24 protein-coding genes are annotated in these 24937 nt (G+C 67.3%); 12 read left to right on the forward strand and 12 right to left on the reverse strand.

The window, feature by feature from the left end:
- Nucleotides 1-272: 272 nt before the first annotated feature.
- On the reverse strand, nucleotides 273-1625 hold the full coding sequence (gdhA, locus tag IBX53_RS02930; RefSeq protein ID WP_290905107.1) for an NADP-specific glutamate dehydrogenase: 1353 nt from the start codon (nucleotides 1623-1625) through the stop codon (nucleotides 273-275).
- A 297-nt stretch (nucleotides 1626-1922) separates the two neighbouring features.
- On the opposite strand from gdhA, the gene IBX53_RS02935 reads away from it, so the two are divergent.
- Nucleotides 1923-2339 carry a DUF2721 domain-containing protein gene (locus tag IBX53_RS02935; protein ID WP_290905109.1) on the forward strand — a complete coding sequence of 139 codons (417 nt, stop codon included), beginning with the start codon at nucleotides 1923-1925 and terminating at the stop codon, nucleotides 2337-2339.
- On the forward strand, nucleotides 2336-3406 hold the full coding sequence (gene rlmM, locus IBX53_RS02940; protein WP_290905112.1) for a 23S rRNA (cytidine(2498)-2'-O)-methyltransferase RlmM: 1071 nt from the start codon (nucleotides 2336-2338) through the stop codon (nucleotides 3404-3406). The genes IBX53_RS02935 and rlmM overlap by 4 nt, the downstream gene beginning before the upstream one ends.
- A gap of 62 nt (nucleotides 3407-3468) precedes the next feature.
- Here rlmM and IBX53_RS02945 read toward each other — a convergent pair whose 3' ends face one another.
- Nucleotides 3469-3759 (reverse strand): antibiotic biosynthesis monooxygenase, encoded by a 291-nt coding sequence (locus IBX53_RS02945; RefSeq protein ID WP_290905115.1) that lies wholly within the window; start codon nucleotides 3757-3759, stop codon nucleotides 3469-3471.
- 44 nt (nucleotides 3760-3803) lie between these two features.
- On the opposite strand from IBX53_RS02945, the gene tusA reads away from it, so the two are divergent.
- The gene (gene tusA / locus IBX53_RS02950) at nucleotides 3804-4067 is read left to right on the forward strand and encodes a sulfurtransferase TusA (protein ID WP_290905118.1); all 264 of its coding nucleotides are present in this window, start codon (nucleotides 3804-3806) and stop codon (nucleotides 4065-4067) included.
- A gap of 16 nt (nucleotides 4068-4083) precedes the next feature.
- Here the strand turns inward: tusA and IBX53_RS02955 are convergent, their stop codons facing one another.
- From IBX53_RS02955 to IBX53_RS02965, 3 genes are all read right to left on the reverse strand, one after another.
- The gene (locus IBX53_RS02955) at nucleotides 4084-4797 is read right to left on the reverse strand and encodes a hypothetical protein (RefSeq protein ID WP_290905121.1); all 714 of its coding nucleotides are present in this window, start codon (nucleotides 4795-4797) and stop codon (nucleotides 4084-4086) included.
- A 146-nt stretch (nucleotides 4798-4943) separates the two neighbouring features.
- Nucleotides 4944-5975: a DUF3080 family protein gene (locus IBX53_RS02960; protein WP_290905124.1), complete on the reverse strand. Its 1032-nt coding sequence runs from the start codon at nucleotides 5973-5975 to the stop codon at nucleotides 4944-4946.
- A complete protein-coding gene (locus IBX53_RS02965; RefSeq protein ID WP_290905128.1) occupies nucleotides 5956-7422 on the reverse strand; it encodes an MATE family efflux transporter in 1467 nt (488 codons plus the stop codon). The genes IBX53_RS02960 and IBX53_RS02965 overlap by 20 nt, the downstream gene beginning before the upstream one ends.
- A gap of 115 nt (nucleotides 7423-7537) precedes the next feature.
- Here IBX53_RS02965 and IBX53_RS02970 point away from each other — a divergent pair, with 115 nt between their 5' ends.
- Complete coding sequence (locus IBX53_RS02970) at nucleotides 7538-8101, forward strand: elongation factor P hydroxylase (RefSeq protein WP_290905133.1); 564 nt, start codon at nucleotides 7538-7540, stop codon at nucleotides 8099-8101.
- A 68-nt stretch (nucleotides 8102-8169) separates the two neighbouring features.
- Nucleotides 8170-10362, forward strand: a complete 2193-nt coding sequence (locus tag IBX53_RS02975; protein WP_290905137.1) for an alpha-ketoacid dehydrogenase subunit alpha/beta — start codon at nucleotides 8170-8172, stop codon at nucleotides 10360-10362.
- Between the two features lie 7 nt (nucleotides 10363-10369).
- Here IBX53_RS02975 and IBX53_RS02980 read toward each other — a convergent pair whose 3' ends face one another.
- Both IBX53_RS02980 and IBX53_RS02985 read right to left on the reverse strand, forming a co-directional pair.
- The gene (locus IBX53_RS02980; RefSeq protein ID WP_290905140.1) at nucleotides 10370-10858 is read right to left on the reverse strand and encodes a hypothetical protein; all 489 of its coding nucleotides are present in this window, start codon (nucleotides 10856-10858) and stop codon (nucleotides 10370-10372) included.
- A 2-nt stretch (nucleotides 10859-10860) separates the two neighbouring features.
- The gene (locus IBX53_RS02985; protein ID WP_290905144.1) at nucleotides 10861-11751 is read right to left on the reverse strand and encodes a TatD family hydrolase; all 891 of its coding nucleotides are present in this window, start codon (nucleotides 11749-11751) and stop codon (nucleotides 10861-10863) included.
- Between the two features lie 138 nt (nucleotides 11752-11889).
- On the opposite strand from IBX53_RS02985, the gene IBX53_RS02990 reads away from it, so the two are divergent.
- Nucleotides 11890-13821: an ATP-binding cassette domain-containing protein gene (locus tag IBX53_RS02990; protein WP_290905148.1), complete on the forward strand. Its 1932-nt coding sequence runs from the start codon at nucleotides 11890-11892 to the stop codon at nucleotides 13819-13821.
- Between the two features lie 54 nt (nucleotides 13822-13875).
- Here IBX53_RS02990 and IBX53_RS02995 read toward each other — a convergent pair whose 3' ends face one another.
- Nucleotides 13876-14334, reverse strand: a complete 459-nt coding sequence (locus tag IBX53_RS02995; protein WP_290905151.1) for a universal stress protein — start codon at nucleotides 14332-14334, stop codon at nucleotides 13876-13878.
- A gap of 130 nt (nucleotides 14335-14464) precedes the next feature.
- Between IBX53_RS02995 and IBX53_RS03000 the strand changes: the two genes are divergently transcribed.
- Entirely contained in the window at nucleotides 14465-14995 is a 531-nt protein-coding gene (locus IBX53_RS03000) for a preprotein translocase subunit YajC (RefSeq protein ID WP_290905153.1), read from the forward strand.
- Nucleotides 14996-14998: 3 nt separating this feature from the next.
- Here IBX53_RS03000 and slyA read toward each other — a convergent pair whose 3' ends face one another.
- Both slyA and IBX53_RS03010 read right to left on the reverse strand, forming a co-directional pair.
- Nucleotides 14999-15448, reverse strand: a complete 450-nt coding sequence (gene slyA / locus IBX53_RS03005) for a transcriptional regulator SlyA (RefSeq protein WP_290905156.1) — start codon at nucleotides 15446-15448, stop codon at nucleotides 14999-15001.
- Between the two features lie 72 nt (nucleotides 15449-15520).
- Complete coding sequence (locus tag IBX53_RS03010) at nucleotides 15521-16669, reverse strand: DUF5924 family protein (RefSeq protein WP_290905159.1); 1149 nt, start codon at nucleotides 16667-16669, stop codon at nucleotides 15521-15523.
- A 151-nt stretch (nucleotides 16670-16820) separates the two neighbouring features.
- On the opposite strand from IBX53_RS03010, the gene fadB reads away from it, so the two are divergent.
- Nucleotides 16821-19001, forward strand: coding sequence for a fatty acid oxidation complex subunit alpha FadB (gene fadB / locus IBX53_RS03015; RefSeq protein WP_290905162.1), 2181 nt, complete (start codon nucleotides 16821-16823; stop codon nucleotides 18999-19001).
- A 31-nt stretch (nucleotides 19002-19032) separates the two neighbouring features.
- Nucleotides 19033-20211, forward strand: a complete 1179-nt coding sequence (fadA, locus tag IBX53_RS03020) for an acetyl-CoA C-acyltransferase FadA (RefSeq protein WP_290905165.1) — start codon at nucleotides 19033-19035, stop codon at nucleotides 20209-20211.
- Nucleotides 20212-20290: 79 nt separating this feature from the next.
- On the opposite strand, the gene IBX53_RS03025 is transcribed toward fadA, so the two are convergent.
- On the reverse strand, nucleotides 20291-20755 hold the full coding sequence (locus IBX53_RS03025; protein WP_290905168.1) for a flavodoxin family protein: 465 nt from the start codon (nucleotides 20753-20755) through the stop codon (nucleotides 20291-20293).
- A gap of 71 nt (nucleotides 20756-20826) precedes the next feature.
- On the opposite strand from IBX53_RS03025, the gene IBX53_RS03030 reads away from it, so the two are divergent.
- Nucleotides 20827-21306 carry a YbhB/YbcL family Raf kinase inhibitor-like protein gene (locus IBX53_RS03030; protein ID WP_290905170.1) on the forward strand — a complete coding sequence of 160 codons (480 nt, stop codon included), beginning with the start codon at nucleotides 20827-20829 and terminating at the stop codon, nucleotides 21304-21306.
- Nucleotides 21307-21312: 6 nt separating this feature from the next.
- Here the strand turns inward: IBX53_RS03030 and IBX53_RS03035 are convergent, their stop codons facing one another.
- Nucleotides 21313-22257, reverse strand: coding sequence for a 2-dehydropantoate 2-reductase (locus IBX53_RS03035; RefSeq protein WP_290905172.1), 945 nt, complete (start codon nucleotides 22255-22257; stop codon nucleotides 21313-21315).
- A gap of 179 nt (nucleotides 22258-22436) precedes the next feature.
- Here IBX53_RS03035 and IBX53_RS03040 point away from each other — a divergent pair, with 179 nt between their 5' ends.
- Together IBX53_RS03040 and IBX53_RS03045 are read left to right on the forward strand one after the other, a co-directional pair.
- Complete coding sequence (locus IBX53_RS03040) at nucleotides 22437-24014, forward strand: thymidine phosphorylase family protein (RefSeq protein ID WP_290905175.1); 1578 nt, start codon at nucleotides 22437-22439, stop codon at nucleotides 24012-24014.
- A gap of 27 nt (nucleotides 24015-24041) precedes the next feature.
- A complete protein-coding gene (locus IBX53_RS03045) occupies nucleotides 24042-24935 on the forward strand; it encodes a ribose-phosphate diphosphokinase (protein WP_290905177.1) in 894 nt (297 codons plus the stop codon).
- Nucleotides 24936-24937: the final 2 nt, after the last annotated feature.

Here is a 24937-nt window from a genome sequence, read left to right on the forward strand (position 1 = left end):
GTGTGGGGTCTCCCCATGTGAGAGTAGGTCATCGTCAGGCACCTTTTCAGAAACCCCAGCCCAATGGCTGGGGTTTCGTCGTTTCTGGGCTGCCGAAAGGGCGCGGGGCGTTTCGCGTTTCGGCCCGGGGCTCGCTAGAGACCGGCTGTCGGTGTATCTGGGATCACTGCCAGGTCGTCCCAACCAGAGTTGTTGGAGGGCAACCAGGGAAAAGGCCCGGGCTTTATAGCCCGGGCCTTTTTGTTCTGATGACTTGCCGTGAAGGGGAGGGGTTACACCACTCCCTGTTCGATCATGGCGTCAGCCACTCTGCGGAAGCCGGCGATATTGGCGCCCAGCACCAGGTTGGTCGGCTCGCCGAACTCCTCGCCGGTGTCGGCGCACTGGCTGTGGATGTTGGCCATGATCTCCTTGAGCTTGGCGTCCACCTTCTCCAGCGGCCACTGCTCCATGCTGCTGTTCTGGGCCATCTCGAGCTGGCTGGTGGCTACGCCGCCGGCATTGGCGGCCTTGCCGGGGCCATAGGCAATCCTGGCTTCCAGGAAGAGGTCGACGGCGTCAGCGGTAGACGGCATGTTGGCGCCCTCGCTGATGCAGGTCACGCCGTTGTTCAGCAGTGCACGGGCGTCGGCCACGGTCAGTTCGTTCTGTGTGGCGCTGGGGAAGGCAGCATCGGCCTTGATGCGCCAGACGGCATGGCCATCCTCCGGGTAGTGGCTGGTGGGGATGTAGCTGGCCTCTGGGTGCTTGGCCAGGTACTCCTCGAGAGAGGCACGCTTGACCTCCTTGAGCTCCTTGAGCAGGTCCAGGTCGATGCCGCGTGAGTCGTGGATGGTGCCGCGGGAGTCGGAGCAGGTAATCGGCTTGGCGCCCAGTTCGTAGAGCTTCTCGATGGTGTAGGTGGCCACGTTACCGGCACCGGAGACCAGGCAGGTCTTGCCTTCGATGCTTTCGCCGCGTGCTTCCAGCATGCTCTGGGCAAAGTAGACCGCACCGTAGCCTGTAGCTTCCTTGCGACCGAGTGAGCCGCCCCAGTTCAGGCCCTTGCCGGTGAGCACACCCTCATAGCGGCCGGTAAGGCGCTTATACTGACCGTACAGGTAGCCGATCTCGCGGGCGCCCACGCCGATGTCGCCGGCGGGAACGTCGGTGGTCGGGCCTATATGGCGATGCAGCTCGGTCATGAAGGACTGGCAGAAGCGCATGATCTCGCCGTCGGACTTGCCCTTGGGGTTGAAGTCGGAGCCACCCTTGCCGCCGCCGATGGGAAGGCCGGTCAGGGCATTCTTGAAGATCTGTTCGAAGCCCAGAAACTTGATGGTGCCCGAGGTGACGCTGGGGTGGAAGCGCAGGCCGCCCTTGTAGGGGCCCAAGGCGGAGTTGAACTGCACGCGGTAACCCTTGTTGACCTGCACCTTGCCATCGTCGTCGGTCCAGCAGACACGGAACATGATCTGGCGCTCGGGCTCGACGATGCGCTCGATGATGCTGTGGTCATGATAGTAAGGGCTGCGCTGGAATAGTGGGCGCAGACACTCGAGGACTTCCTCGGCGGCCTGGTAGAACTCGTTCTGGGCGGGACTACTCTTGCGAAGGCCTTCGAGGGTGTCATGAACGTAGGGCATCGGTATGTTCCTGTGTGACAAGGTGACTCCGTGTCCGCCGATCGGGCGGACAGCCTGGAAGCGATTTCCAATGGGGTGACAATATAAAGCAATGCACCATTATGCAGCAACTGTATGGGCTATGCGCTGGTTAGACATTGATATGAACCGAACAGGCTTGAAATTGATGGATTGGTGCGCACCAAATAATAGCATTAATTAAATCTCATAGATGATAATTAAACGATAAGTGTGCCTCGTGCCGGGAGCCGCCCCGCTGGTATCATGGACGACTCGATTCGCTGCGGAGACTCCCCCTTGACCCTGACAACGCCGGCGCTACTGTTTCCGGCCATTTCGCTGCTGTTGCTGGCCTATACCAATCGCTTCCTGGTGCTTGCCCAGTTGATTCGCAAGCTGGCCGATGAGGAGCGTAACCGGCATCAGGAGGCCAACACGCGTCAGATCCTGTTGCTGCGCCGGCGGATCTCCTTGACCAAGCGAATGCAGCTGGCCGGTGTCCTCAGTTTCCTGCTCTGCACCCTGTCGATGTTTGCTCTCTTCCTGTCGCTGGAGCTCACCGGCATGGTCCTGTTCGGCGTCAGTCTGGTGACGCTCTCGGTGTCGCTGGTCTATTCCCTCTGGGAAATCCAGATCTCCACCAACGCCTTGAACGTGCAGCTTCAGGACGTCGAGGACAAGTTGCGTGACGGGCGACAGGGAGGTGGCGCTTGAGCCGGGTGCCGTCGGAGCTGCTGCTCTACTGCCGTCCCGGATTCGAGCGTGACCTGGCCGAGGAGGTCGCCGACAAGGCCGGTGAGACAGGCTGGACAGGCAAGGTCATCCTGGGGATGGGAGGCGGCTTCGTGCGTTTCTGTCTGGCGGATGAGGAGCCGGCCAACGGCCTGCATCGGGCCCTGCCACTTCGCGGGCTGGTCTTCGCTCGCCAGAGTCTGGTGGCGATGCCGCCGCTGTCGCTGGAGCGGGAAGACCGTCTCTCACCGATCACCGAGCAGGTGGTCGAGTCCGCCTGGAGCTTCGAGAGCATCTGGCATGAGACGCCGGACACCAACGACGGCAAGGCGCTGGTCGGCCTGGCCAAGGCGCTGTCACGCCCGCTGGAGTCGCTGCTCACCAAGCGCGGTGCGTTGCGCCGAAAGGCCGGCGGGCGACGCCTGCACCTGCTGTGGAGCGCCGGTGACTGCGTCCAGCTCGGCATCAGTTTCCCCGGGAATCGCAGCGAGCAGCCGGGGGGAATCCGTCGCCTGCGCTTTCCCAGGTCGGCCCCGAGTCGCTCGACCCTGAAGCTCGAGGAGGCCTGGCACGAGTTCGTACCGCGGCCGGAATGGGACACCCGCCTGGCAGAGGGGATGCAGGCCGCCGACCTGGGAGCGGCTCCCGGCGGCTGGACCTGGCAGCTTGTGCATCGAGGCATGCATGTCTATGCCATCGACAACGGTCCCATGGACAAGGCGCTGATGGCCACCGGGCAGGTGGAACACCTGCGCGAGGATGGCTTCGTATGGAAGCCGCCCTATCGGCTCGACTGGCTTGTGTGCGATATCGTCGACAAGCCGTCGCGGGTGGAGGCCATGGTGGAGCGCTGGCTGGTGCGGCGCTGGTGCCGCGAGGCGGTATTCAACCTGAAGCTGCCGATGAAGCGCCGCTGGCCAGAAGTGGCGAGCTGTCTGGCTCGCCTGGAGGAGGCGCTGGACAGTACGGGGGTGGCCGCGGAGGTTGGCTGCCGTCACCTCTACCACGACCGGGAGGAGGTGACGGTTCATGTGCGGCTGCGGGATTAGTCCCCTTGGGCTCCCGCCCATGGATTGCTCGGCGAGCGCCCGGATGTCGCTCGCCGCCCGGGTCAGTGAGTGGTGGGCTCGTAGATGCGAATGCGCTCCTCCTCGGTGAGCAGCGGCAGCAGGCGCTGCATCACCCGGGAACGTTCCTCGCTGGTGTACCATTCCTTCCAGGCGCGAAGGTCGCGCCACTTGGTGATCATCAGACGTCGGTCGCTGTGGCCGAGTTCGACGAGGCTCTCGCCACCCACGAAGCCCCGCGCGCCGAGGGACTGGCGCATGGCTTCACGAGCGGCCTGCTCGTACTCCTCCTCGAGCCCCGGCATGATCCGACGTTCGATAATGATCTTGATCATCTAGCTTGCTCCCAACAGTGTTGATCCCAACGACGAGGCCATCGATGGTTGATTCCCGTGACGTCCTGCCCGAGGCGGCTCCCGACTTTCAGGTCGAGCTCGACACCACCGGGCTCTACTGCCCCGAGCCGATCATGCTGATGCACAACAAGGTGCGTGACATGCGCGCAGGTGAAGTACTCAAGGTCATTGCCAGCGATCCGGCAACGACCCGAGACGTGCCGAAATTCTGCCAGTTTCTGGGCCATGAGCTGATTCGCCAGGAGGAGCTCGAGGGCAGCTACCGCTACTTTATCCGTTTGGGCTAATCCTGTCCCGCGGGGATCAGCCCCGTAAAGGGTCGTCGGCCTCCGGCATCACCATCAGGGCCAGCGCCTCGAGTGTGGCGGGATCCTCGCGACGGATGCGGTTGGCGATCTGGCGCTGGAAGAAGTAGACCACGCGGTGGCGGCTATGGCCGGGGTAGAGGCAGGGGTCGCCGGGCAGGATCGGGGTCGACTCGATCAGCCGTTCGTCGGCCAGCAACGCCTCGACGGCGCCATCGCTGTAGAGCCGCCAGCCGAAGACCTGCTTGAGCTGCCAGGGTGCATCCCCCTCGTCCATGCACAGGGCGTGAGTGCCCTGGGTTTCGGGGATCTGCTGGATGAGGGTGACCTGCTCTGTCTCCTCGTAGTCGAAGTAGGCCGCGGCGTGCTCGAGTTCGAACACCTTGTGTTCCGGGGCCTGTTCGAACAGTTCCTCGGTCTCGGGGTCGCGATAGCCGACGAAGCTGCCGTGCTCCGGGTCATCCAGGCGATGGCAAGCGGTCAGCGCCTCCATCCAGGGCACCATTCCGACCACTTCGCCATCCTCGCTCAGCCCCCAGGCCAGCAGTGGCATGCCGTAGAGGGTATCTGGGCTCGAGGCGAGGCGATAGACCATTTCGAGGCCATCCAACTCGGGAGCCAGGCGAATCAGGCGACGCCTGGCCAGCAGACGCTGGCGCATCGTTTCCAGGTCGATGACCTGGGCGGGGCGGTTTGACAGCGGGATTCCCATGACGTCTCTCCACATGCTGCGTGATCACGGCATCGGCGCGAGGAGCCGGGCTCCACGGACCGCACGGAAGCGCACTGCGTCACTCTCGCTCTCACCAATAGCACAGACGGTGGGGGAGGTTAAACCCTGCGGCGTTTCCCGTACTCTCAACGGCAGCGGAATGCCAGGGCCTGACGCAGCGCTTGGTGGTGGTGCCGGGCGGCCTCGAAGGCGGGGAGGGGGGCGGGCGGATACTCACGCGAGAGCCATTCTCGCTGGTAGGCGCTGACCGCATCGGGGGGGGAGTCCAGCGAGTCGAAGAGAGGCTCGAGCCCGGCCAGCCAGACATGTGCCGCGCCCTCGAGCGCCTCGAGCCACCGAGCGAGGGACTTATCGTGCTCGACCTCCTCCAGGGCGGGCGTGAGGCAGCCGTCATGGCGCGCTAGGGCACGCTCAGCCAGGGAGGAGGCCTCGTCCAGGCGCTGGGTCGCCAGCGTCAGGGTGCGCAGCAACTCGGCGGTGTAGGGGCGCTGGTCGAGGGCGCGCAGGTGTCTCTCCAGGGCCTCCAGGTCGGGTGTCGGAGCGTCATGCGATGCGGCCTTGGTCAACGCCTGCAGATAGACGAGCGATTCCAGCTGTGCCTCGGGTGGCGCCAGGGCGTCCAGGGGCAGGGGCGAACTCACCCGGGAGAAGCTGCCTGCCCACTCGTCGGAACCGAACAGGCCGTTCCAGGCCGCCCGGGGAAGCTGCTCCGTCTTGGTGGCAGCCAGGCGTTCGAGTCTCTCGCGGTCCGCCTCGGCAAGTCGCTCGGGCACCTCGCTCGCCAGACAATCGGTCAGGCGCTGCCACAGCGTCAGCTCATAGCGCCACACCTGGCTGGCCGGTGCGACCCTGCCCAGGGTGCTGTTGCGCTCCGCGACGAGGGTGGTGATATGGCACTCGCGCAGGGCAAAGACGTTGAGCATGCCCTCGCGGGTCTCGGGGATCGTCACGAGGCGTTCACGCTGGCCGGGAAAGGCGCCGATATTGTCGGGGCTGGCCGGTGAGGGGGGCGCCAGGTCCAGGCGCCGGGCCAGGTCGCGCTGGTAGTCGATGAGCAGGTCATTGCTGTCGCCGCCGCTGCCACAGGCGGTCAGCAGGCCACCTAGTCCCGCGATCAGCAGAGTGACGAGGCCTCTGTTAACGGATGCCCAGCGCATCGTGTCTGCCCTCCTCCGCTGCTCGGCTGATCCGCCTGAGACGCTCGCCGAGCAGAGCCGCCGCTACGGTGAGGCCGCCGATCAGGCCGATCCAGTAGCCGTGAACGCCCATTGGTTCGATGATCCCGAGAAACCCGCGGGTCCCCAGCCAGTGGCCACCTGCCAGACCGACCAGCCAGTAGGAGGCCAAGGTGATCAACATGATAATGCGGGTGTCCCGATAGCCGCGCAGGGCGCCGGCCAGGTTCACCTGCAAGGAATCCGAAAGCTGGAAGATCATGGCCAGTAGGACCAGTGAAAGGGCCAGACGTTGCACGGCCGTGTCGAGGGTATAGAGGCCGATCACCGATTCCGCAGTAACCCAGAGCAGGGCGCTGTTGAGCAGTGCCACCAGCACACTTGCGGCGATGCCGAAGGCGGCCACCTGGCGGGCATGGGCCGGCCGCTGCTGCCCCAAGGTGTTGCCGACCCTTACCGTCAGCGCCATGCTCAGCGAGAGCGGTAGCATGAAGAGGATCGAGGTGTAGTTGAGCGCGATCTGGTGGGCCGCCACGGTGATCTCGCCCAGGCTGGCGATGAGCAGCGCGATCACGGTAAACAGGGTGACCTCGACGAAGATCGCCACGCCGATGGGCACGCCCACATGGAGCAGTTCACCGATCACCTTCAGGTGCGGCAGGGAGGGGGAGTGCCACAGCGACACCTCGCGGTAAGCCCGGGCGCGGCGTGTGTAGAGGACCATGGCCAGGCACATGATCCACAGCGACAGCGCCGTGGCGATACCGCAGCCCAGGGCGCCCAGCGCCGGCAGCGCTTGCACCCAGGCCGGCAGCCAGTCACCGAACAGGGCGGTGAGGCCGTCGCCCCCGTGGATCAGCACGTAGTTGCTGGGAATATTGACCGCCAGACCGACCAGGCTGATCCACAGCGAGGGGCGGGTGTGGTTCATGCCGTCGGAGAAGGCGCGCAGCGCCTGGAACAGCGCTGCACCGGGCATGCCCAAGGCGACGGCCGCCAGGTAGGCCGTCGAGCGCCTGGCTACTTCTTCGGGTACCGCCATCAGCACAAAGATCGGCTGGACGGCAAACCACAGCAGGGCCGCCGCGACCACGCCCAGGACCAGTGCCACCCAAAGCGCCTGATGCACATTGGGTCGAATCTCGGTCAGGCGCCGGGCCCCCATCAGCTGGGCGACGATGGGCGTCAGCCCCATCAGGGTGCCGGTCATGAACAGCATCAGCGGCATCCACACGCTCGAGCCCACCGAGACGGCAGCCAGGTCGGTGGCGCTGAGCCGGCCGGTCATCATCACGTCCGCCACGCTCATGCCGGCCTGGGCCAGCTGGGCGCCGCAGATCGGCAGCGTCAGGGCCAGCAGTGGGCGGGTTTCCCCGCGGCCCGTCGCGAGCAGGCGGGCGATAGGACTGAACAAGGTCGGGCGCTCCATGCGGTCGATCTTTCGGACAGGTCGGGGAAGCCGCTCACTATAGCAATGCGCAGGGGGTTTGGCCCGCACCGCCAGGCGCCTATAATGGTGTCCACCCTTCGCCCATGGAGCCTGCGTGACTCACCGACTCGAGGATGTCATCGCCCTGTTCGACGGCCTCTTCCACGAGACCTTCGCCACTCGTCTGGTGCGCGGCGCCGACGAGCCCCTCTACCTGCCGGCCGATGCCATCACCCCTTTCCACCGGGTGGTCTTCGCGCGGGGCTTCTACGCCAGCGCGCTGCACGAGATCAGCCACTGGTGCATCGCCGGCGAGCGTCGCCGTCAGTGGGAGGATTACGGCTACTGGTACCTGCCCGACGGGCGTGATGCAGATGAACAGCGGGATTTCGAGGCGGTGGAGGTGGCCCCCCAGGCGCTGGAGAGGCTGTTCACCGAGGCCTGCGGGCGGGTCTTCCATGTCAGCGTCGACAACCTCGGCGGCGTCGAGGTTGGCCGCGAGGCCTTCCGTGCGCGGGTCGAGGCTCGGTCCGAGCGCTATGAGCGCGAGGGGCTGCCGCGCCGCGCCGCCGCCTTCCGGCTTGCCCTGCAGGCGTTCTACTGGGAGGGCGCCAGCCTCGAGGCCGCCATCGCCGCGGGAGGGTGCCTCTTGGCGCCCGCGGGCGAAGTGCCGGCATGAGCGTTGTCGACCGTGCCGGGAGAAGTCGGCTAGGCTGAAGGCGTTCCCCCTGGCAGCCGGAGTCCGCCGTGGCCACCTCCTCCTTCGCTTCCCTCGACCCGCTGCCCCAGGAACAGCGCTTTCTCGACGCCCTCGACCAGGACCGCTGGCCCGCGACCGAGCGCGACCGAAGTCTCGACGAGGTGGCTCTGCCTGCCGAGGCGCTGGCCGAGTTGTTCGAGTCCCAGCTGATGAGCCGCCACCTGGACCTCCAGGCTCGCCGGCTGCAGGCCCGGGGTGAGGCCTTCTACACCATCGGCAGCGCCGGCCATGAAGGGAATGCGGCGATCGCCCGCGCCCTGCGCCCGAGTGATCCCGCCTTCCTGCACTACCGCGATGCTGCCTTCCTGATCGAGCGCAGCCGTCAGGTGGCCGGCCAGACGCCGCTGTGGGACCTGCTGCTGAGCTTCGTGGCGTCCCGCGATGACCCGATCTCCGGCGGGCGCCACAAGGTGCTGGGTTCCAGGACGCTCAACATGCCGCCCCAGACCAGCACCATCGCTTCCCACCTGCCCAAGGCAGTGGGGGCGGCCCACAGCCTGGGGCTGTGGCGGCGCCTGGGGGGCGGCGGCGAGTGGCCCGCTGACAGCCTGGTGCTGTGCAGTTTCGGCGATGCCTCCTTCAACCACTCCACCGCCCAGGGAGCGCTGAATGCCGCTGGCTGGGCGGCCTTCCAGGGGGCGCCGCTGCCGCTGGTGATGGTCTGCGAGGACAACGGCATCGGCATTTCCACGCCGACGCCGGCCGGCTGGATCGAGGCCAGCATGCGAGCCCGCCCTGGCTTCCACTACCTGGCCTGCGATGGCCTCGACCTGCTCGACACCTGGCGCGCTGCCCGGGAGGCCGTTCACATCGCGCGCCACCGCAAGCAGCCGGTGTTCCTGCATATGCGCTGCGTGCGGCTGTTCGGCCATGCGGGCTCCGATGCCCAGCAGGCCTATCTCTCCGCGTCGCGCATCGCCGCCGAGGAGGCTCGCGACCCGCTGCTGTTCAGCGCCGGGCTGCTGCGCCGCCACGGGGTGTTGTCGCGGGACGAGATCGCCGCTCGCTATCGTCGAATCGGCGAGGAGGTGACCAGGCTTGCCGAGGAAGCGATATGCCGCCCGAAGCTGGTCTCGGCCGCCGAGGTGATGGCCAGCATCGTGCCGCCCTCGCGTCCCGGGCGCCGACTGACGGGCCGCGTCGAGGTCGAGACGGCGTCCGTCCCGGGCCCCCTGGCGAAGCTGCTCAACCAGGCCCTGCAGCGTCTGATGGCCAGCCATCCCCACCTGGTGATGGCCGGCGAGGACATCGGCCGCAAGGGGGGCGTCTACGGCGTGACACAGAAGCTGCAGGCCCGATTTGGCCCTCACCGGGTGATCGATACCCTGCTCGACGAGCAGAGCATTCTGGGGCTCGGCATCGGCCTGGCCCACAACGGTCTGGTGCCGATTCTGGAGGTCCAGTTCCTGGCCTACCTGCACAACGCCGAGGATCAGCTGCGCGGCGAGGCGGCCACGTTAAGTTTCTTCTCCGGTGGCCAGTTCACCAACCCCATGGTGGTGCGCATCGCCGGGCTGGGCTATCAGAAGGGTTTCGGTGGCCACTTTCACAACGACAACGCCATCGCCGTGTTGCGCGACATCCCCGGGCTGTTGGTGGCCTGCCCGTCAAATGCCGCCGACGCCGTGGGGCTGCTGCAGGAGGCGGTACGCCTGGCCGACGAGGCGCAGCGGGTGGTGGTCATCATCGAGCCGATCGCGCTCTACCACACCCGCGACCTGCTGGAGCAGGGCGATGATGGCTGGTGCTTCAGCGATCCGGGGCCCGAACATCGGCTGCCCCCGGGGGAACTCGGGCAGTGGGGAAAGGGCGTCGACCTGGCCATCGTCACCTATGGCAATGGTGTCTACCTGGCTCGTCAGGCAGCGGCGGAGCTCGACCCGGTGGGGCAGAGGCTGCGCATCATCGACCTGCGCTGGCTGACCGGCATCGACCACGACGCCGTGCACCGGGCGGTGGCCGGCAGCGCGCGGGTGCTGATCGTCGACGAGTGTCGTCGCTCGGGCTCGCCGAGCGAGGAGCTGATCACCGGACTGGTGGAGCGGGGCGTGGCCGGTGAGCGCCTGCATCGGCTGACGGCGGAAGACAGCTTCATTCCGCTGGGGCCGGCGGCCACCCTGACGCTGCCCTCCCGGGTTCAGATCGTCGAACGCGCCAGGGCGCTGCTGGGGGACGCGTGACGCCGCCTCAGGCCTCGTCGTCGGTGCCGCTCATTCGCTGGTGGAGGTGAAGCATCACCTCCACCTCGTGCTCCGGTCGCAGCGGCTCCAACCCCAGCTCGCCGAACAGCTCGCCGCGGGCCCGGGACCAGTCGCCGGGGGGGATGCCGTTGTAGAGGCTCTCGGCGGGGGCCAGTTCCACGAAGGGGTCGAGCCCATAGGTGTCGAACAGCCGCGACAGGGCGGCCTCGTCGTCGCTGACGCCCGCCGTGTAGAGGGTGGCGCTGAAGTGGTCGTTCTCCAGCTCTCGGATCACGTCCAGCGGGCTCACGCCCATGCTGTTGAGCTCCTCCAGGCTGTACTCCCCCAGCGAGATCAGCTCGGCGTCCAGCCAGTCGTCCTCGGGCTGGATCAGGGTGTGCTTGACGCGCCCGTCGGGCAGCGTCCAGGCGATGGCCAACGGTAGACCGCCATCCTCGCCGGTCTCCACGGCGATAAAGCCGGGCAGGTCGGACATGATCAGTTCTCCTGGTGTATCGGTTGCGGGGCGGCCGGCAGACGAAAGAAGGTTCGCGCGGTGTCGCTGGTGGCGTTAGCCAGTGCTTCCTCGCCGATGCCGCGCCAGTGGGCGATCTCCCGCACGATCCACGGCAGCAGCGCAGGTTCATGGCGCCTGCCCTTGAGTTTGGCAGGTAAATTGCGCGGCAGCAGGTAGGGGCAGTCGGTTTCCACCATCAGGCGGTTCAGGGGAATCTCGCCGACCAGCTCGCGCAGGTGATGGCCGCGGCGCTCGTCGCACAGCCAGCCGGTCAGGCCGATATGCAGGTCGAGATCCAGGTAGCCGAACAGGGTATCGCGGTCGGCGGTGAAACAGTGCACCACGGCGTCGCCGATGTCGTCCCGCCAGGCGTGCAGCATCTCGCGCATGCGTCGGCCCGCGTCGCGCTCGTGGATGAACAGCGGCTTGCCGCTCTCCACCGCGAGGGCCAACTGGGCCTCGAAGGCCTGCTCCTGCTCGGCGGGGGGGGAGAAGTTGCGATTGAAGTCGAGCCCGCACTCGCCTACCGCCACCACCTCGGGCTGGCGGTGCAGGCCGGCCATGGCGGCCGCCAGGCCGGCATCCCAGCGGCTGGCGTCGTGGGGATGCACCCCGGCGGTGGCAAACAGGGCCAGACCTGGTTCGGTGAACTGGCGGGCCATCGCCACCGCCTGCTCGGCATGTTCGCGGTCGGTACCGGTAAGGATCAGGGTGGTGACATTGGCCGCCCGGGCGCGGCCGAGTACCGCCGGGAGGTCGCGGGCGAAGCTCTCGTGGGTCAGGTTGGCGCCGATATCGACCAGCGGGGCCGCGGCGCGCAAGCGCAACGCTTCGGGCAGGACGTCATCGAAGGTGTCGGTCGGTGCAGCCAAGGCGCAACTCCTTTGGTCATGATGGCCGGGGCGCGGCGAAGTTTACTCGGGATCGACGGCCGTCACCATGGCGGCAGGGCCACGGCGGGTCTCAGTTGCGATACACTAGCCGCCTTCGAGATCGGATGAGGTGCGCGCGTGACCCTGCTACGTCTGGAACAGCTGCAACTGGCCTATGGTACCCATGTGCTGCTCAACGGTGCCGACCTGGTGCTGGAAAAGGGTGAGCGCCTGGCCCTGGTGGGGCGCAACGGCACCGGCAAGTCGACGCTGCTCAAGCTGGTGGCCGGCGAGATCCTGGCCGATGGTGGCAACATCTGGCGGGCCCCTGGGTTGAAGATCGGCGTGCTCGCCCAGGATCTGCCCGAGGCCTCCGGCCAGACCATCTTCGACGTGGTCGCCGGCGGCCTGCCCGAGGCCGGCGAGCTGCTCTCAGAGTATCACCACCTGATCCACGAGGATGAGCCCGACATGCACCGCATGGCCGAGCTGCAGACCCGTATCGAGGCCATCGACGGCTGGTCCTTCCACCAGCGCATCGATGTGGTGCTGACCCGCCTGGGGTTGCCCGAGGAGGCCGAGATGGCCGAGCTCTCCGGCGGCTGGCGGCGGCGTGTGGCGCTGGCCCGGGCGCTGGTCGGCGATCCCGACCTGCTGCTGCTCGACGAGCCGACCAACCACCTGGACCTGGATACCATCGCCTGGCTCGAGGAGCAGCTGGCCGCCTTCAACGGTGCGGTGCTCTTCATCACCCACGACCGCGCCTTCCTGTCCAAGCTGGCCACGGCCATCCTCGAGCTCGACCGCGGTCGCCTCGGGCGCTATCCGGGCGACTATGCGAAGTACCAGGCCCAGAAGACCCACGAGCTGGAGGTCGAGGCCCGCGAGCACGCCGAGTTCGACAAGAAGCTGGCCCAGGAGGAGACCTGGATCCGCCAGGGCATCAAGGCGCGGCGTACCCGCAACGAGGGGCGGGTCAGGGCGCTGGAGCAGCTGCGCCGCGAGCGCAGCGAACGTCGCGAACGCCAGGGCAAGGCCAACCTCAGCGTGGACAGCGGCGAGCGCAGCGGCAAGCGGGTGGTGGCCCTGGAGCATGTCACTCAGCGCTTCGGCGATGAGGTGGTGATCGATGACCTCTCCCTGGAGATCCAGCGCGGTGACCGGATCGGCTTCATCGGTCGCAACGGCGCCGGCAAGACCACCCTGCTCAAGATCCTCCTTGGCGAGCTGGCGCCCACCGAAGGCAAGGTGCAACTCGGGACCAAGCTTCAGGTCGCCTACTTCGACCAACTCCGTGGCGGGCTGGAGCCCGAGAAGACCGTCTACGACAACGTGGCCCAGGGCAGCGACCGGGTCACGGTGGGCGGCCGCGACCGTCACGTCATGAGTTACCTGCAGGACTTCCTGTTCACCCCGGAACGGGTCCGCCAGCCGGTCAAGGCGCTCTCCGGGGGCGAGTCCAACCGCCTGCTGCTGGCCAAGCTGTTCACCCAGCCCGCCAACGTGCTGGTGCTGGATGAACCGACCAACGACCTGGACGTCGAGACCCTGGAACTGCTCGAGGATCTGCTACTGGACTTCGACGGTACCCTGCTGCTGGTCTCCCACGACCGCGCCTTCATGGACAACGTGGTGACCAGCGTGCTGGCCTTCGAGGGTAAGGGCCGCGTGCGGGAATACGTGGGCGGCTACAGCGACTGGGTGCGCCAGGGCGGCAAGCTGCCACCGGCGCCCTGGGAGGGGGCGGCTCGTCAGCGGGTCGAGCCGGTGGCCGACGACGAGCCGGTCGCGCCAGCACCGGCATCGCCCGGTGCCGGCATCCCGGCCAGGAAGGCCGTCAAGCTCTCCTACAAGCTGCAGCGTGAACTCGACGCGCTGCCGGCCGAGATCGAGCGGCTCGAGAGCGAGATAGCCCGGTTCGAGACCACGGTGGGGGACCCGGGCTTCTACCAGCAGGACGCCGACACGGTTTCCGCCACGCTGGAAGCGCTGGGTGCCAGGCAGGCCGAGCTGGATGCCGCCATGGAGCGCTGGATGGAACTGGAGGCCATGGCGGCCGGGGAGTCATGAAGGCGAGATGAAAAAGGCGCCCGGTGGGCGCCTTCGGGGTCGTGCAGAGAAGCGTTATTCGGCGCTCTTCTCGCCCTTCGAGCCCACCCGCACGGCCAGCACATCACACTGGGCGCCGTGCAGGACGCCGGTGGAGGTGGAGCCGAGCAGCAGGGCGAAGCCGTGACGGCCGTGGGAGCCGACCACGATCAGGTCCACGTCGTTCTCCTCGGCGAAGCGGTGGATCTCGGTGTCGGGCATGCCCACCAGCACATGCTGGTTCTCCTTGGCCACGTGGGGGTCGGCGATCTCGGCCAGGCGCTGTTTGGCGTGCTCGTCGAGCTGGTCCTGGATGCTGGTCAGATCCATGGGGATATCGCCGCCGTAGGCGAAGCCCAGCGGCTCCAGGGTGTGCATGATGGAGACCTTGGCGTTGTTGTTGCGCTCGGCAATCTGGGCCGCGCGCTCCAGCACCTTGTGGGAGTCCTTGGTCAGGTCCACGGCGACCAGTACGTGGCGGTATTCGTTGCTCATGGTAGGGCTCCTGAGTGGCATCGAGCAGAAGAGAGATGTCTTCACTCTAGGCCGGCTGACTCGGCAAGACAACGACCTGTATCAAGACTCACGCATCAACCCCAAGCATCAACCCTACCTGGAGATGGCGATGACCTGGCTGTTTATCCTGTTCATCCTGCTACTGGTGGTCTCGCCGGTGATGTGGCTCAAGCCCAGTCCACGGCAGCGCCGCATCTCGGCGCTGCGCACGGCGGCCATCAGGACCGGACTCACCGTCAAGCTGGAGAAGCCGCCACTGCACGGCATCGAGACGGCCATGCCGGCCTATCGCTGGCGCTACCCCCAGGAGCGGCCGGGCCCCGATTTCGTGCTGGTGCGTGACGACCACGCGAGTGCGGCGCTGAAGTCCTTCGCCCACGGCTGGCGCTGGCGGCGGGAGCCACTTCGTCCGCTGCCCGAGCCGCTGGAATCTCGCCTCAGGGGACTGCTGGAGCGGCTGCCCCAGGATGCGATAGTGGTGGAGTCCCACCGCCATGCGCTGGCCCTGTGGTGGTGGGAGTCCCAGGATTTTCCGCGCTTCTCTACCTACCTCGAGGATTTCGTGGCGTTGCGCGATGGCCTGGCCGGACGTCCGGATGACAATGCGATCACGGCACCCTTCAGACAGCCGAAGGTCTAGGCATCAGGCCTGGGTCTCGGCGTCGCGCGCCTGGATGGCCAGGCCGTTGCCCTCGATGCGGGAGAGCAACTCGGCCAGGGTTGCCACGTCCTGCTCACTCAGCCCGGCGAGCATCTCGCCGCGCGCCGCGCGCACCACGGCATCGATGCGCTGGAGCAGCGGAGTGGCAGCGGGCGTCAGGAAGACACGCTTGGTCCGGCGGTCCTGGTCGCAGGGGCGTCGCTCCACCAGTCCCTGGCGAGAGAGCTGGTCGAGGGTGCGCACCAGCGAGGGCGCCTCGACGCCGATGGCACGTGCCAGGTCGCACTGGGGCTGGCCGTCGCCGAGTCGCCACAGGTGATAGAGCGTCACCCAGCGCGTCTGGGTCAGCCCCAGCGGAGCCAGGCGCTCGTCGATGATGGCGCGCCACAGACGCGGCAGGCGGCTGAGCTGAAAACCGATATTCTCGTACATGGGCTAGGGGCTCCATTGGCGTTGGCTGGATTCTGTGAATCCGGCGCGTGAAATGCAAGCCGGCTTATCATTTCACTCGTTACCACGCCCCCCTGGCACCAGCCGGCGCAGCCCCTTGATGCCGGTCAGCAGTTCCCGCCCATCGGCCAGGGTGGCGTCATCGCCGTCGGCGACCCTGAAGCGCACCACTCCGATGCGCTGGCCGCTGTCGGTCATCACGTCGATTCGCCAGCGCCCCACGCTGTCATCCGGGAAGTTCTGCTTGTGGCTCCAGGCCCGGTAGCCCTCCTCTCGCCCGCCCTCGATCGCCAGCGCGATGCGGTCGACCTCCTCCCCGTCCTGTCGCCATACATGGAAGACCTCTTCCCGAAGCCCCCGCGGCGCGCGGATCGCCGTGTAGGCGTAGAGTCCGCTGCCTGCCAGTGCCTCGGGGGTCAGGCGCAGCTCGCCCTGCGGGCTCCTGGCCTCCACATCAAAGGCGGGTGAGAGTGCGGCACTGCCCAGCCACAGGTTGGCCGGCGGCACCCAGATGCGGCCCGTCCAGGCCAGCCCGGCGAGCATCGGCAGCAGGGCCGCCATCATCAGCCAGCGCCTGCCTCGCTGTTGGGCGGTAAGGTGCAGCAGGCTCGGCAGACTGAAGAGCAGCATGGCACCCAGCGCCAGCTTGAGGCTCTGGCCGGTGGTGAGCTGCAGCATGATCGGCAGGGTCACCAGCACCACCAGGAAGACGCACTGGGCGTGAAAGGCCAGATAGAGCCAGCGATAGCGGTCCGCCACCCGGTAGTAGAGCGGATCGATGATGGAGAACACCGCCAGCCCGATCAGCAGCAGGGTGAACAGCGCCTGGCCGCTGCTCCATACGGTGGTGGCCAGCAGGAAGGGCAGCGAGAAGAACAGCGTCTCCTGGTGGATCATCTGGGCGATGAACAGGGTCGCGGCATGGGGCAGGGTGGGGTAGCCGCGGCGGGCCAGCAGCCGGCCGATCAGGCTCTCGGAAAGCAGCAGCAACCAGGCGGCGAGCATGCCCAGGGCCAGCAGGGCTCCCAGCCACTGCTGGCGCTCCACGAGAAAGAAACTGCCCAGCCCGGCACCGAAGGCCACGGGTGGCCACAGCCAGCTCCAGGGTCGCAGGCGCTCGACCAGTGACTCGATACGCGCCTGCAGTTGGCTCAGCCGAGGTGCGTCCGGTTGTTCGTCAGATCGAGGTGTGGGTGGGGGCATGGGGCGGGGCTACGCTGAGTGGTGACAACGTGCAAGCCTAACACCTGGCAGCGAGGGGCATCGAGGCATCGACGTGAGGGGTTGACGAGCCGGCGTTCGTGACCCAAGCTGTGTGCATTCAAACGGCCGTATGAAATCGGGAGATTCGCGGATGATCTATCAGGGCAATGCCATCACGGTGGCGCGCGGTGACGACGACCTCGCCACGCTCACCTTCGACCTGCAGGGCGAGTCGGTCAACAAGCTCTCCAGCGCGGTGATCCGTGAGCTGGACGAGGCGGTCAAGGCCATCCAGGCCGAGAGCGATCTCAAGGGCCTGGTGCTGGCCAGCGCCAAGGAAGCCTTCATCGTCGGTGCCGACATCACCGAGTTCCAGGGCATGTTCGGCAAGGGCGCCGAGTTCCTGGAGTCGATGCTCCATCGGGTCCACGGCATCTTCAATGCCATCGAGGACCTGCCGTTTCCGACGGTGACCGCCATCAACGGCCTGGCGCTGGGGGGCGGCTGCGAGGTGCTGCTGACCACCGACTTCCGGGTGATGGGCGACAAGGCTCAGATCGGCCTGCCCGAGACCCAGCTGGGCATCCTGCCGGGCTGGGGCGGCTGTGTGCGCCTGCCGCGCCTGATCGGCGCCGACAACGCCATCGAGTGGATCGCCGGCGGCACCCAGAACCGGGCCGATGTCGCCCTCAAGGTGGGCGCCGTGGACGCGGTGGTGCCGAACGATCAGCTCGAGGACGCCGCCCGTGACATCCTGGCCCGCGCCATTGCCGGCGAGCTCGACTACCGGGCCCGCCGCGAAGAGAAGATGCAGCCCCTCAAGCTCAACCCCATCGAGCAGATGATGGCCTTCGAGACGGCCAAGGGCTACGTGGCCGGCAAGGCAGGGCCGCACTACCCGGCGCCGGTCGAGGCGATCAAGGTGATCCAGAAGGGCGCCGGCGAGGAGCGCGCCCGGGCCCAGGCCATCGAGGCCAAGGCCTTCGCCAAGCTGGCCATGACCGAGGTGGCCTTCAACCTGGTCGGCCTGTTCATGAACGACCAGGTGGTCAAGAAGAAGGGCGGTCGGTACGAGAAGCAGGCCCGCCCGGTCAAGCAGACCGCGGTGCTCGGTGCCGGCATCATGGGCGGCGGCATCGCCTACCAGAGCGCCTCCAAGGGCACCCCGATCCTGATGAAGGACATCAAGGATGAGGCCATCCAGCTGGGGCTCAAGGAGGCGCGCAAGCTGTTCGCCAAGCAGGTGGAACGCAAGAAGCTCACCACCGAGCAGATGGCCGAGAAGCTGACCAACATCCGCCCGACCCTCTCCTACGGCGATTTCGGCAACGTCGACCTGGTGGTCGAGGCGGTGGTCGAGAACCCGAAGGTCAAGGACGCGGTGCTCACCGAGGTGGAAGGCCTGGTGGGGGAGGAGACCATCCTGGCCTCCAACACCTCCACCATCTCCATCACCCGGCTGGCGCAGAACCTCAAGCGCCCCGAGAACTTCTGCGGCATGCACTTCTTCAACCCGGTGCACCGCATGCCGCTGGTGGAGGTGATTCGCGGCGAGAAGACCTCTGACGCGGCGGTGGCCGCCACCGTGGCCTATGCCCGCGCCATGGGCAAGACGCCTATCGTGGTCAACGACTGCCCGGGCTTTCTGGTCAACCGCGTGCTCTTCCCCTATTTCGGCGGCTTCAGCCTGCTGATGCAGCAGGGCGCGGACTTCCAGCGCGTTGACAAGATCATGGAGAAGTTCGGCTGGCCCATGGGCCCCGCCTACCTGCTCGACGTGGTGGGCATGGATACCGCGGTGCACGCCGGCGAGGTGATGGCCGAGGGCTTCCCGGAGCGCATGGGCAGCCTGGGCGGTGGCGGCGATGACAAGAGCGCCATCCAGGCGATGTTCGAGAACGAGCGCCTGGGGCAGAAGAACGCCAGGGGTTTCTACGCCTACGAGGAAGATCGCAAGGGCAAGCCGAAGAAGGTCAGCGACGAGGCCGCCATCGCGCTGGTCAAGGGCGTGGCCAGGGAGGCCCGCGAGTTCTCCGACGAGGAGATCATCAGTCGCATGATGGTGCCGCTGTGCCTTGAGACCGTGCGCTGCCTGGAGGACGGCATCGTCGGCACCCCCGCCGAGGCGGACATGGCGCTGATCTACGGCATCGGCTTCCCCCCGTTCCGCGGCGGTGCGCTGCGCTACATCGACGCCATGGGCGTGGAGGCCTTCGTCAAGCTGGCCGATGGCCTGGCCGAGGAGCTGGGTCCGCTCTACGCCCCCACCGACAAGCTGCGCGAGATGGCCGCTGCCGGCGAGACCTTCTACGCCGCCACGGCACAGGCCTGAGCCCACCACCACGAACAGGAGTAACAGAACGATGAGCTTGAACCCGAGAGATATCGTGGTGGTCGACGGCGTGCGTACCGCCATGGCCAAGGCCAAGAACGGCGCCTTCCGCCACGTGCGTGCCGAGAACCTCTCAGCCGCGGTGATGGAGGCGCTGCTCGAGCGCTCGCCCGGCGTCGACCCCGGTGAGATCGATGACATCCTCTGGGGCTGTGTCAACCAGACCCTGGAGCAGGGCATGAACATCGCGCGCAACGCGGCGATCCTGACCCGCATTCCGCGCAGCGTGCCGGCCCAGACGGTCAACCGCCTGTGCGGCTCCTCCATGAGCGCCCTGCATACCGCCGCGGCCAACATCAGGGCCGGCATGGGGGACGTCTACCTGGTGGGGGGCGTGGAGCACATGGAGCACGTCGCCATGACCCACGGCGTCGACGTCAACCCGGCGGCCAGCAAGCATGCGGCCAAGGCGGCGATGATGATGGGCCTGACCGCGGAACTGCTGGGCAAGATGCACGGCATCTCCCGCGAAGATCAGGACAAGTTCGGCGTGCGTTCCCACCAGCGCGCCCAGGCCGCCATGGAGAAGGGCTACTTCGACAACGAGATCATCGGCGTGGAGGGCCATGACGAGCGCGGCTTCAAGGTGATGTTCCAGCGCGACGAGGTGATCCGCAGTGACGCCAGCCTGGAGAAGATGGCCGAGCTCAAGCCGGTCTTTGACCCCAGGAGCGGCACCGTGACCGCGGGCACCTCCTCCGCGCTCTCCGTGGGCGCCTCGGCGATGCTGGTGATGAGCCACGAGCGTGCCCAGGCGCTGGGCCTCGAGCCCATCGCCCGGGTGCTCTCCACTGGCGTGGCCGGTTGCGACGCCTCGATCATGGGCTACGGCCCGGTGCCGGCCTCCAAGAAGGCGCTCAAGGCCGCTGGCCTGATCGCCGACGACATCCAGACCGTGGAGCTCAACGAGGCCTTCGCCGCCCAGGGGCTGCCGGTGCTCAAGGATCTCGGTTTCCTGGAGGCCATGGACGACAAGGTCAACCTCAACGGCGGCGCCATCGCCCTGGGCCACCCGCTGGGCTGCTCGGGCACGCGGATCTGCACCACCCTGCTCAACGTGATGCAGCAGCGCGACACCACCCTGGGCCTGGCCACCATGTGCATCGGCATGGGGCAGGGCGTGGCCACGGTGTTCGAGCGCCTGAAGTAGGCTTTTGGCCTCTCCAGCAAGTCAGCGGCGGCGCCCTCGGGCGCCGCCGCTTTCGCTTGGGGGCTCGTGAGTTGCCTCCCTAGAGCGCGCCGACCTCAAGCCCCGCGGCCATGGCCATGGCGAGCTCCTCCACCTGCTCGACGAAGGCCTCTTGCCACTCGCCGCGCAGGATCAGCGGTTCCTGGACCCATCGCCAGCGCAGCCCGGTGACGATCGACTCCACGGCCCGGCGGGTGCCGGTGCCGTCATGGCCGGCGCGCACATAGAGCGCACAGGGCAGTCCCTGCTTCTCCTCCAGTACCGGGTAATAGCAGCGATCGAAGAAGTCCTTGGTCAATCCTGCCATGTAGCCCAGGTTCTCGGTGGTGCCGAGCAGCAGGGCGTCGCAGGCGCGGATATCGTCGGGCCCGGCGTCGAGTGGCGCCTTGACCACCACCTCCACGCCCTCGATCTCGGGATGGCGGGCGCCGCGTTCGGCGGCCTCCCGGAGCGCCTGGGTGTTGGGGGAGGGGGCATGGACGACGATCAGCAGACGCCTGGGCATGTTGACAGCTCCTTGGTTGTTTCCCACGCTGAACCGGCACTGACTAGCGCTTTATATCAGGAGAATCACCGATGGCCTTTGCCCTGTCGACCCTGCAGCTCACCAGCCCCGCCTTCGATGACGGCGGCGTCATCCCCGCCAGATACACCGGTGAGGGCGAGGATCTCTCCCCGGCGCTGGTCTGGCAGGACCCCCCGGAGGGCACCAAGGGGTTCGCCCTGATCTGCCACGACCCGGATGCGCCGCTGGTACAGAACGGTACCTACGGCTTCGTGCACTGGGTGCTCTACAATATCCCGGCATCTACCACCACCCTGGAGGAGGCAACCTCGGCGGGGCGGCGCGGCAAGAATGACTTCGGCAAGCTGGGCTACGGTGGCCCCATGCCGCCGGAGGGTCACGGTTCCCACCGTTACTATTTCTGGGTGCTGGCGCTGGACAAGCCCACCGACGACCTGCCCGAGGGGTTGAAGCTCCACGACCTGCTGGTCAAGATCGAGCCTCATCTGCTCGGCATGAACCGCCTGGTGGGCACCTATCGGCGCGGCTGAGCGGCGTCAGCCAGCGTCAGGGAGCTCGCCTCGGGCGGCCCGTTCCTGAGGCAGCAGGGCGGCGTGGATCATGGCATTGGCCGGCGTGGCCACACCGGCCTCGCGACCCAGACGGACCACGGCGCCGTTCTGGGCCTCCAGCTCCGAGGGCCGGCCGGCCACGATGTCGCGCTGCATGGAGGCGGTGCTCTTCGCCGGCAGGGCGTCGATGAAGCGCAGGGCCCGGGAGGCGGCATCCTCGGGCAGCGCCACGCCCCGGGCCAGGGCCACCGCCGCGATCTCGGTCAGGATCTGCTCGATCAGCGTGCGGGTCTCGGGCAGGGTGCGGGTGACGCCGATCGTGGCGCGGGTGATGCTGCCGATGCCGCTCATGGCGCAGATGAACAGGAACTTGCTCCACACCGCCACCTGGATATCGTCGGGGATCTCGGCGGCAACGCCCCGGGCCGCGTCGAAGGCTTCCTTGAGGCGCTCGGCGCGCTTGCTGCGGCGGTTGTCGCGCTCGCCGAAGCGCACGAAGGGGTCCACGCCCGCGTGGCGGATATGTCCGGGGTCCTCCCGCCAGGCGAGGATGCCGCACAGACCGTCGAGCACGTGGGCCTGGCCAAGCACCGAGCCCAGCTCGTCGGCGGCCTCGACCCCGTTCTCCAGCGGCACCACGAAGGTGTCGGGGCCGATCATCGGGCGTATTGCCTTGGCCGCTTCGCCCACCTGCCAGGCCTTCACGGCCACGAGAACGGCATCCACGGCGCCCACCCGGGTCGGGTCGTCGGTGGCTTTCACCTCGTGCAGGTGTACGTCGCCCTCGATGCTGGAGACCCGCAGGCCGCTGCGTTGCATTTCGGCAAGGTGCTCGCCTCGAGCGATGAAGGTCACGTCGTGTCCGGCCTCGGCCAGGCGTGCCCCGAAGTAGCCGCCCACGCCGCCGCACCCCATGATCGCCAATCGCATGGTCATTCCTCTTTGTCAGCTTGATCGACTGTCAGCCTACACCCGATTCCGAGGGTGTCACATCGCGACATTGGCCTTGCGCCGGTGACGCCCCTCAGGGCGACTGCTAGGATTGGGCCATCTCGATACCGCGTGGCAGGATGCCTCGGCGCGCTCGGCCACGCCGCAGGGAAGAGCCCATGACACGATCCAAGACGCCAGCCATTCTGGACGATGTTCTCTCACCGCTTGCGCTGAAGCGCGTGGGCATCGACACCTACCGCGAGAACGTCGCCTACCTGCACCGCGAGTGCGACCTCTATCGCGCCGAGGGCTTCCAGGCGCTCTCCAAGGTCGAGGTGCGCGCCAATGGCCGGCGCATCCTGGCCAGCCTCAACGTGGTGGATGACAGCGGGATCGTCGACCCCCATCAGCTCGGCCTCTCCGAGGATGCCTACGGCTCCCTGGGGGTGGAGGAGGGCCATCCGGTCAGCGTCTCCCAGGCCGAGCCGCCGGCCTCGATCCCGGCCCTGCGCCGCAAGCTGGCGGGCGAGCGCCTCTCTCGCGACGACTTTCGCGACATCATTCGCGACATCGCCGACCTGCGCTACTCGAAGATCGAGCTGACCGCCTTCGTGGTGGCGTGCGACCGTGGCGAGCTCGACCGTGAGGAGGTCTTCTACCTGAGCGATGCCATGGGCCGCGTCGGGCGCCGCCTCGACTGGCACGAGCACCCGGTGGTCGACAAGCACTGCATCGGCGGGATTCCCGGCAACCGCACCTCCATGCTGCTGGTGCCCATCGTGGCCGCCCACGGCCTGCTCTGCCCCAAGACCTCGTCGCGGGCCATCACCTCGCCCTCGGGCACTGCGGACACCATGGAGGTGCTGGCCAACGTCGACCTGCCGTTCGACGAACTGGGCGACATCGTGCGCACCCACCGCGGCTGCCTGGCCTGGGGCGGTACCAGTCAGCTCTCGCCGGCCGATGACGTGCTGATCTCCGTGGAGCGCCCGCTCTCCATCGATTCTCCGGGACAGATGGTCGCCTCTATCCTCTCCAAGAAGGTGGCCGCCGGCTCCACTCACCTGCTGCTCGACATCCCCGTGGGGCCCCACGCCAAGGTGCGTTCCATGCCGGAGGCCCGCCAGTTGCGCAAGCTGTTCGAGTTCGTGGCTGGGCGCATGGGCCTGACCCTGGACGTGGTGATCACCGACGGCAGTCAGCCGGTAGGACGGGGGATCGGCCCGGTGCTGGAGGCCCGCGACGTGATGCAGGTGCTTACCAACCACCCCGACGCACCCATGGACCTGCGCCTTAAGGCGCTGCGCCTGGCCGGGCGCATGCTGGAGTTCGATCCCGACGTGCGCGGCGGCGACGGCTTCGGCATCGCCCGGGACATCCTCGATTCCGGCCGGGCCCTGGAGAAGATGCAGGCGATCATCGCCGCCCAGGGCGGCAAGCCCTTCGACCCCGATGCGCCTCCGCTGGCGCCCCACGCCTTCGAGGTGGTGGCCCCGGAGGCGGGCGTGGTGATTGGCATCGACAACCTCAAGCTGGCCAGGATCGCCCGCCTGGCCGGCGCGCCCAAGGCCACGGGGGCGGGCGTCGACCTGCTGGCGCGCATCGGCGATCGCATCGAGGCGGGCCAGCCGCTCTATCGGGTCCATGCGGCCTATCGCAATGAGCTGGCCTTCGCCCACCAGTCCAGCGAGCGGGACAGCGGCTTCAGTCTCGGGCAGGCCGACCAGATCACCCGGCTCAACGTCGAGTTCTGAACAGCGGGTTCTGAATAGGGAGGTCCGATGACCAGCGTACTGCTGCACTTTCCCGACGAGGCCTCACCGGCCCGGCGGCTCGCCGAGGCCTGTGGCCTTGCCGCTCGCGAGGTCGAGCGCCACCGCTTCCCCGACGAGGAACTCAAGCTCACCCTGCCCTTCGCCGAGGAAGAGGCCTTCCCCGAGACTCTGGTGATCTATCGCAGCCTGGACCGGCCCAACGACAAGCTGGTCGAGCTGCTGCTGCTGTCGCGCCACGCCCGCGGACAGGGGGTGAGCCGCCTGGTCCTGGTGGCGCCCTATCTCGCCTACATGCGCCAGGACATCGCCTTCCACGCCGGTGAGATCGTCAGCCAGACCCTCGTCGGCGGTTTTCTCGGCGAGCTGTTCGATGCGGTGATCACCGTGGACCCCCACCTGCACCGCATCGAGCGTCTCGACCAGGCGATTCCCATCGAACATGCCATCGCCCTCTCGGGTGCCCCGCGGCTGGCCGAACTGATCGCGGAGAAGCGCCCCGGGGCGCTGCTGCTGGGCCCCGACGAGGAGGCGCTGCAGTGGGTGGCCCAGGCCGCGGAGGCCACCGGCTTCGAACATGCCACCTGCCGCAAGGTGCGCCACGGCGACCGCGACGTGACGATCTCCCTGCCCGATATCGAGCTGGCCGGTCGGCGGGTGGTGTTGATGGATGACGTGGCGAGTTCCGGCCATACCGTGGCGCGTGCCGCCGAGGCGCTGCTGGCCGCGGGAGCGGCCTCCGTGGATGTGGCGCTGACCCATGCGCTCTTCGCCGGTGACGCCCTGGCGGTGATCCGGGACGCCGGTGTCGGCGAGATCTGGAGCACCGACTGCATCGCCCACGACAGCAACGCCATTACCATGGCGCCTGTGCTGGCCGAGGCGCTGAACACCCTGGCATGACA

Source organism: Halomonas sp. (genome assembly GCF_014859505.1).
Taxonomy (GTDB): domain Bacteria; phylum Pseudomonadota; class Gammaproteobacteria; order Pseudomonadales; family Halomonadaceae; genus Halomonas.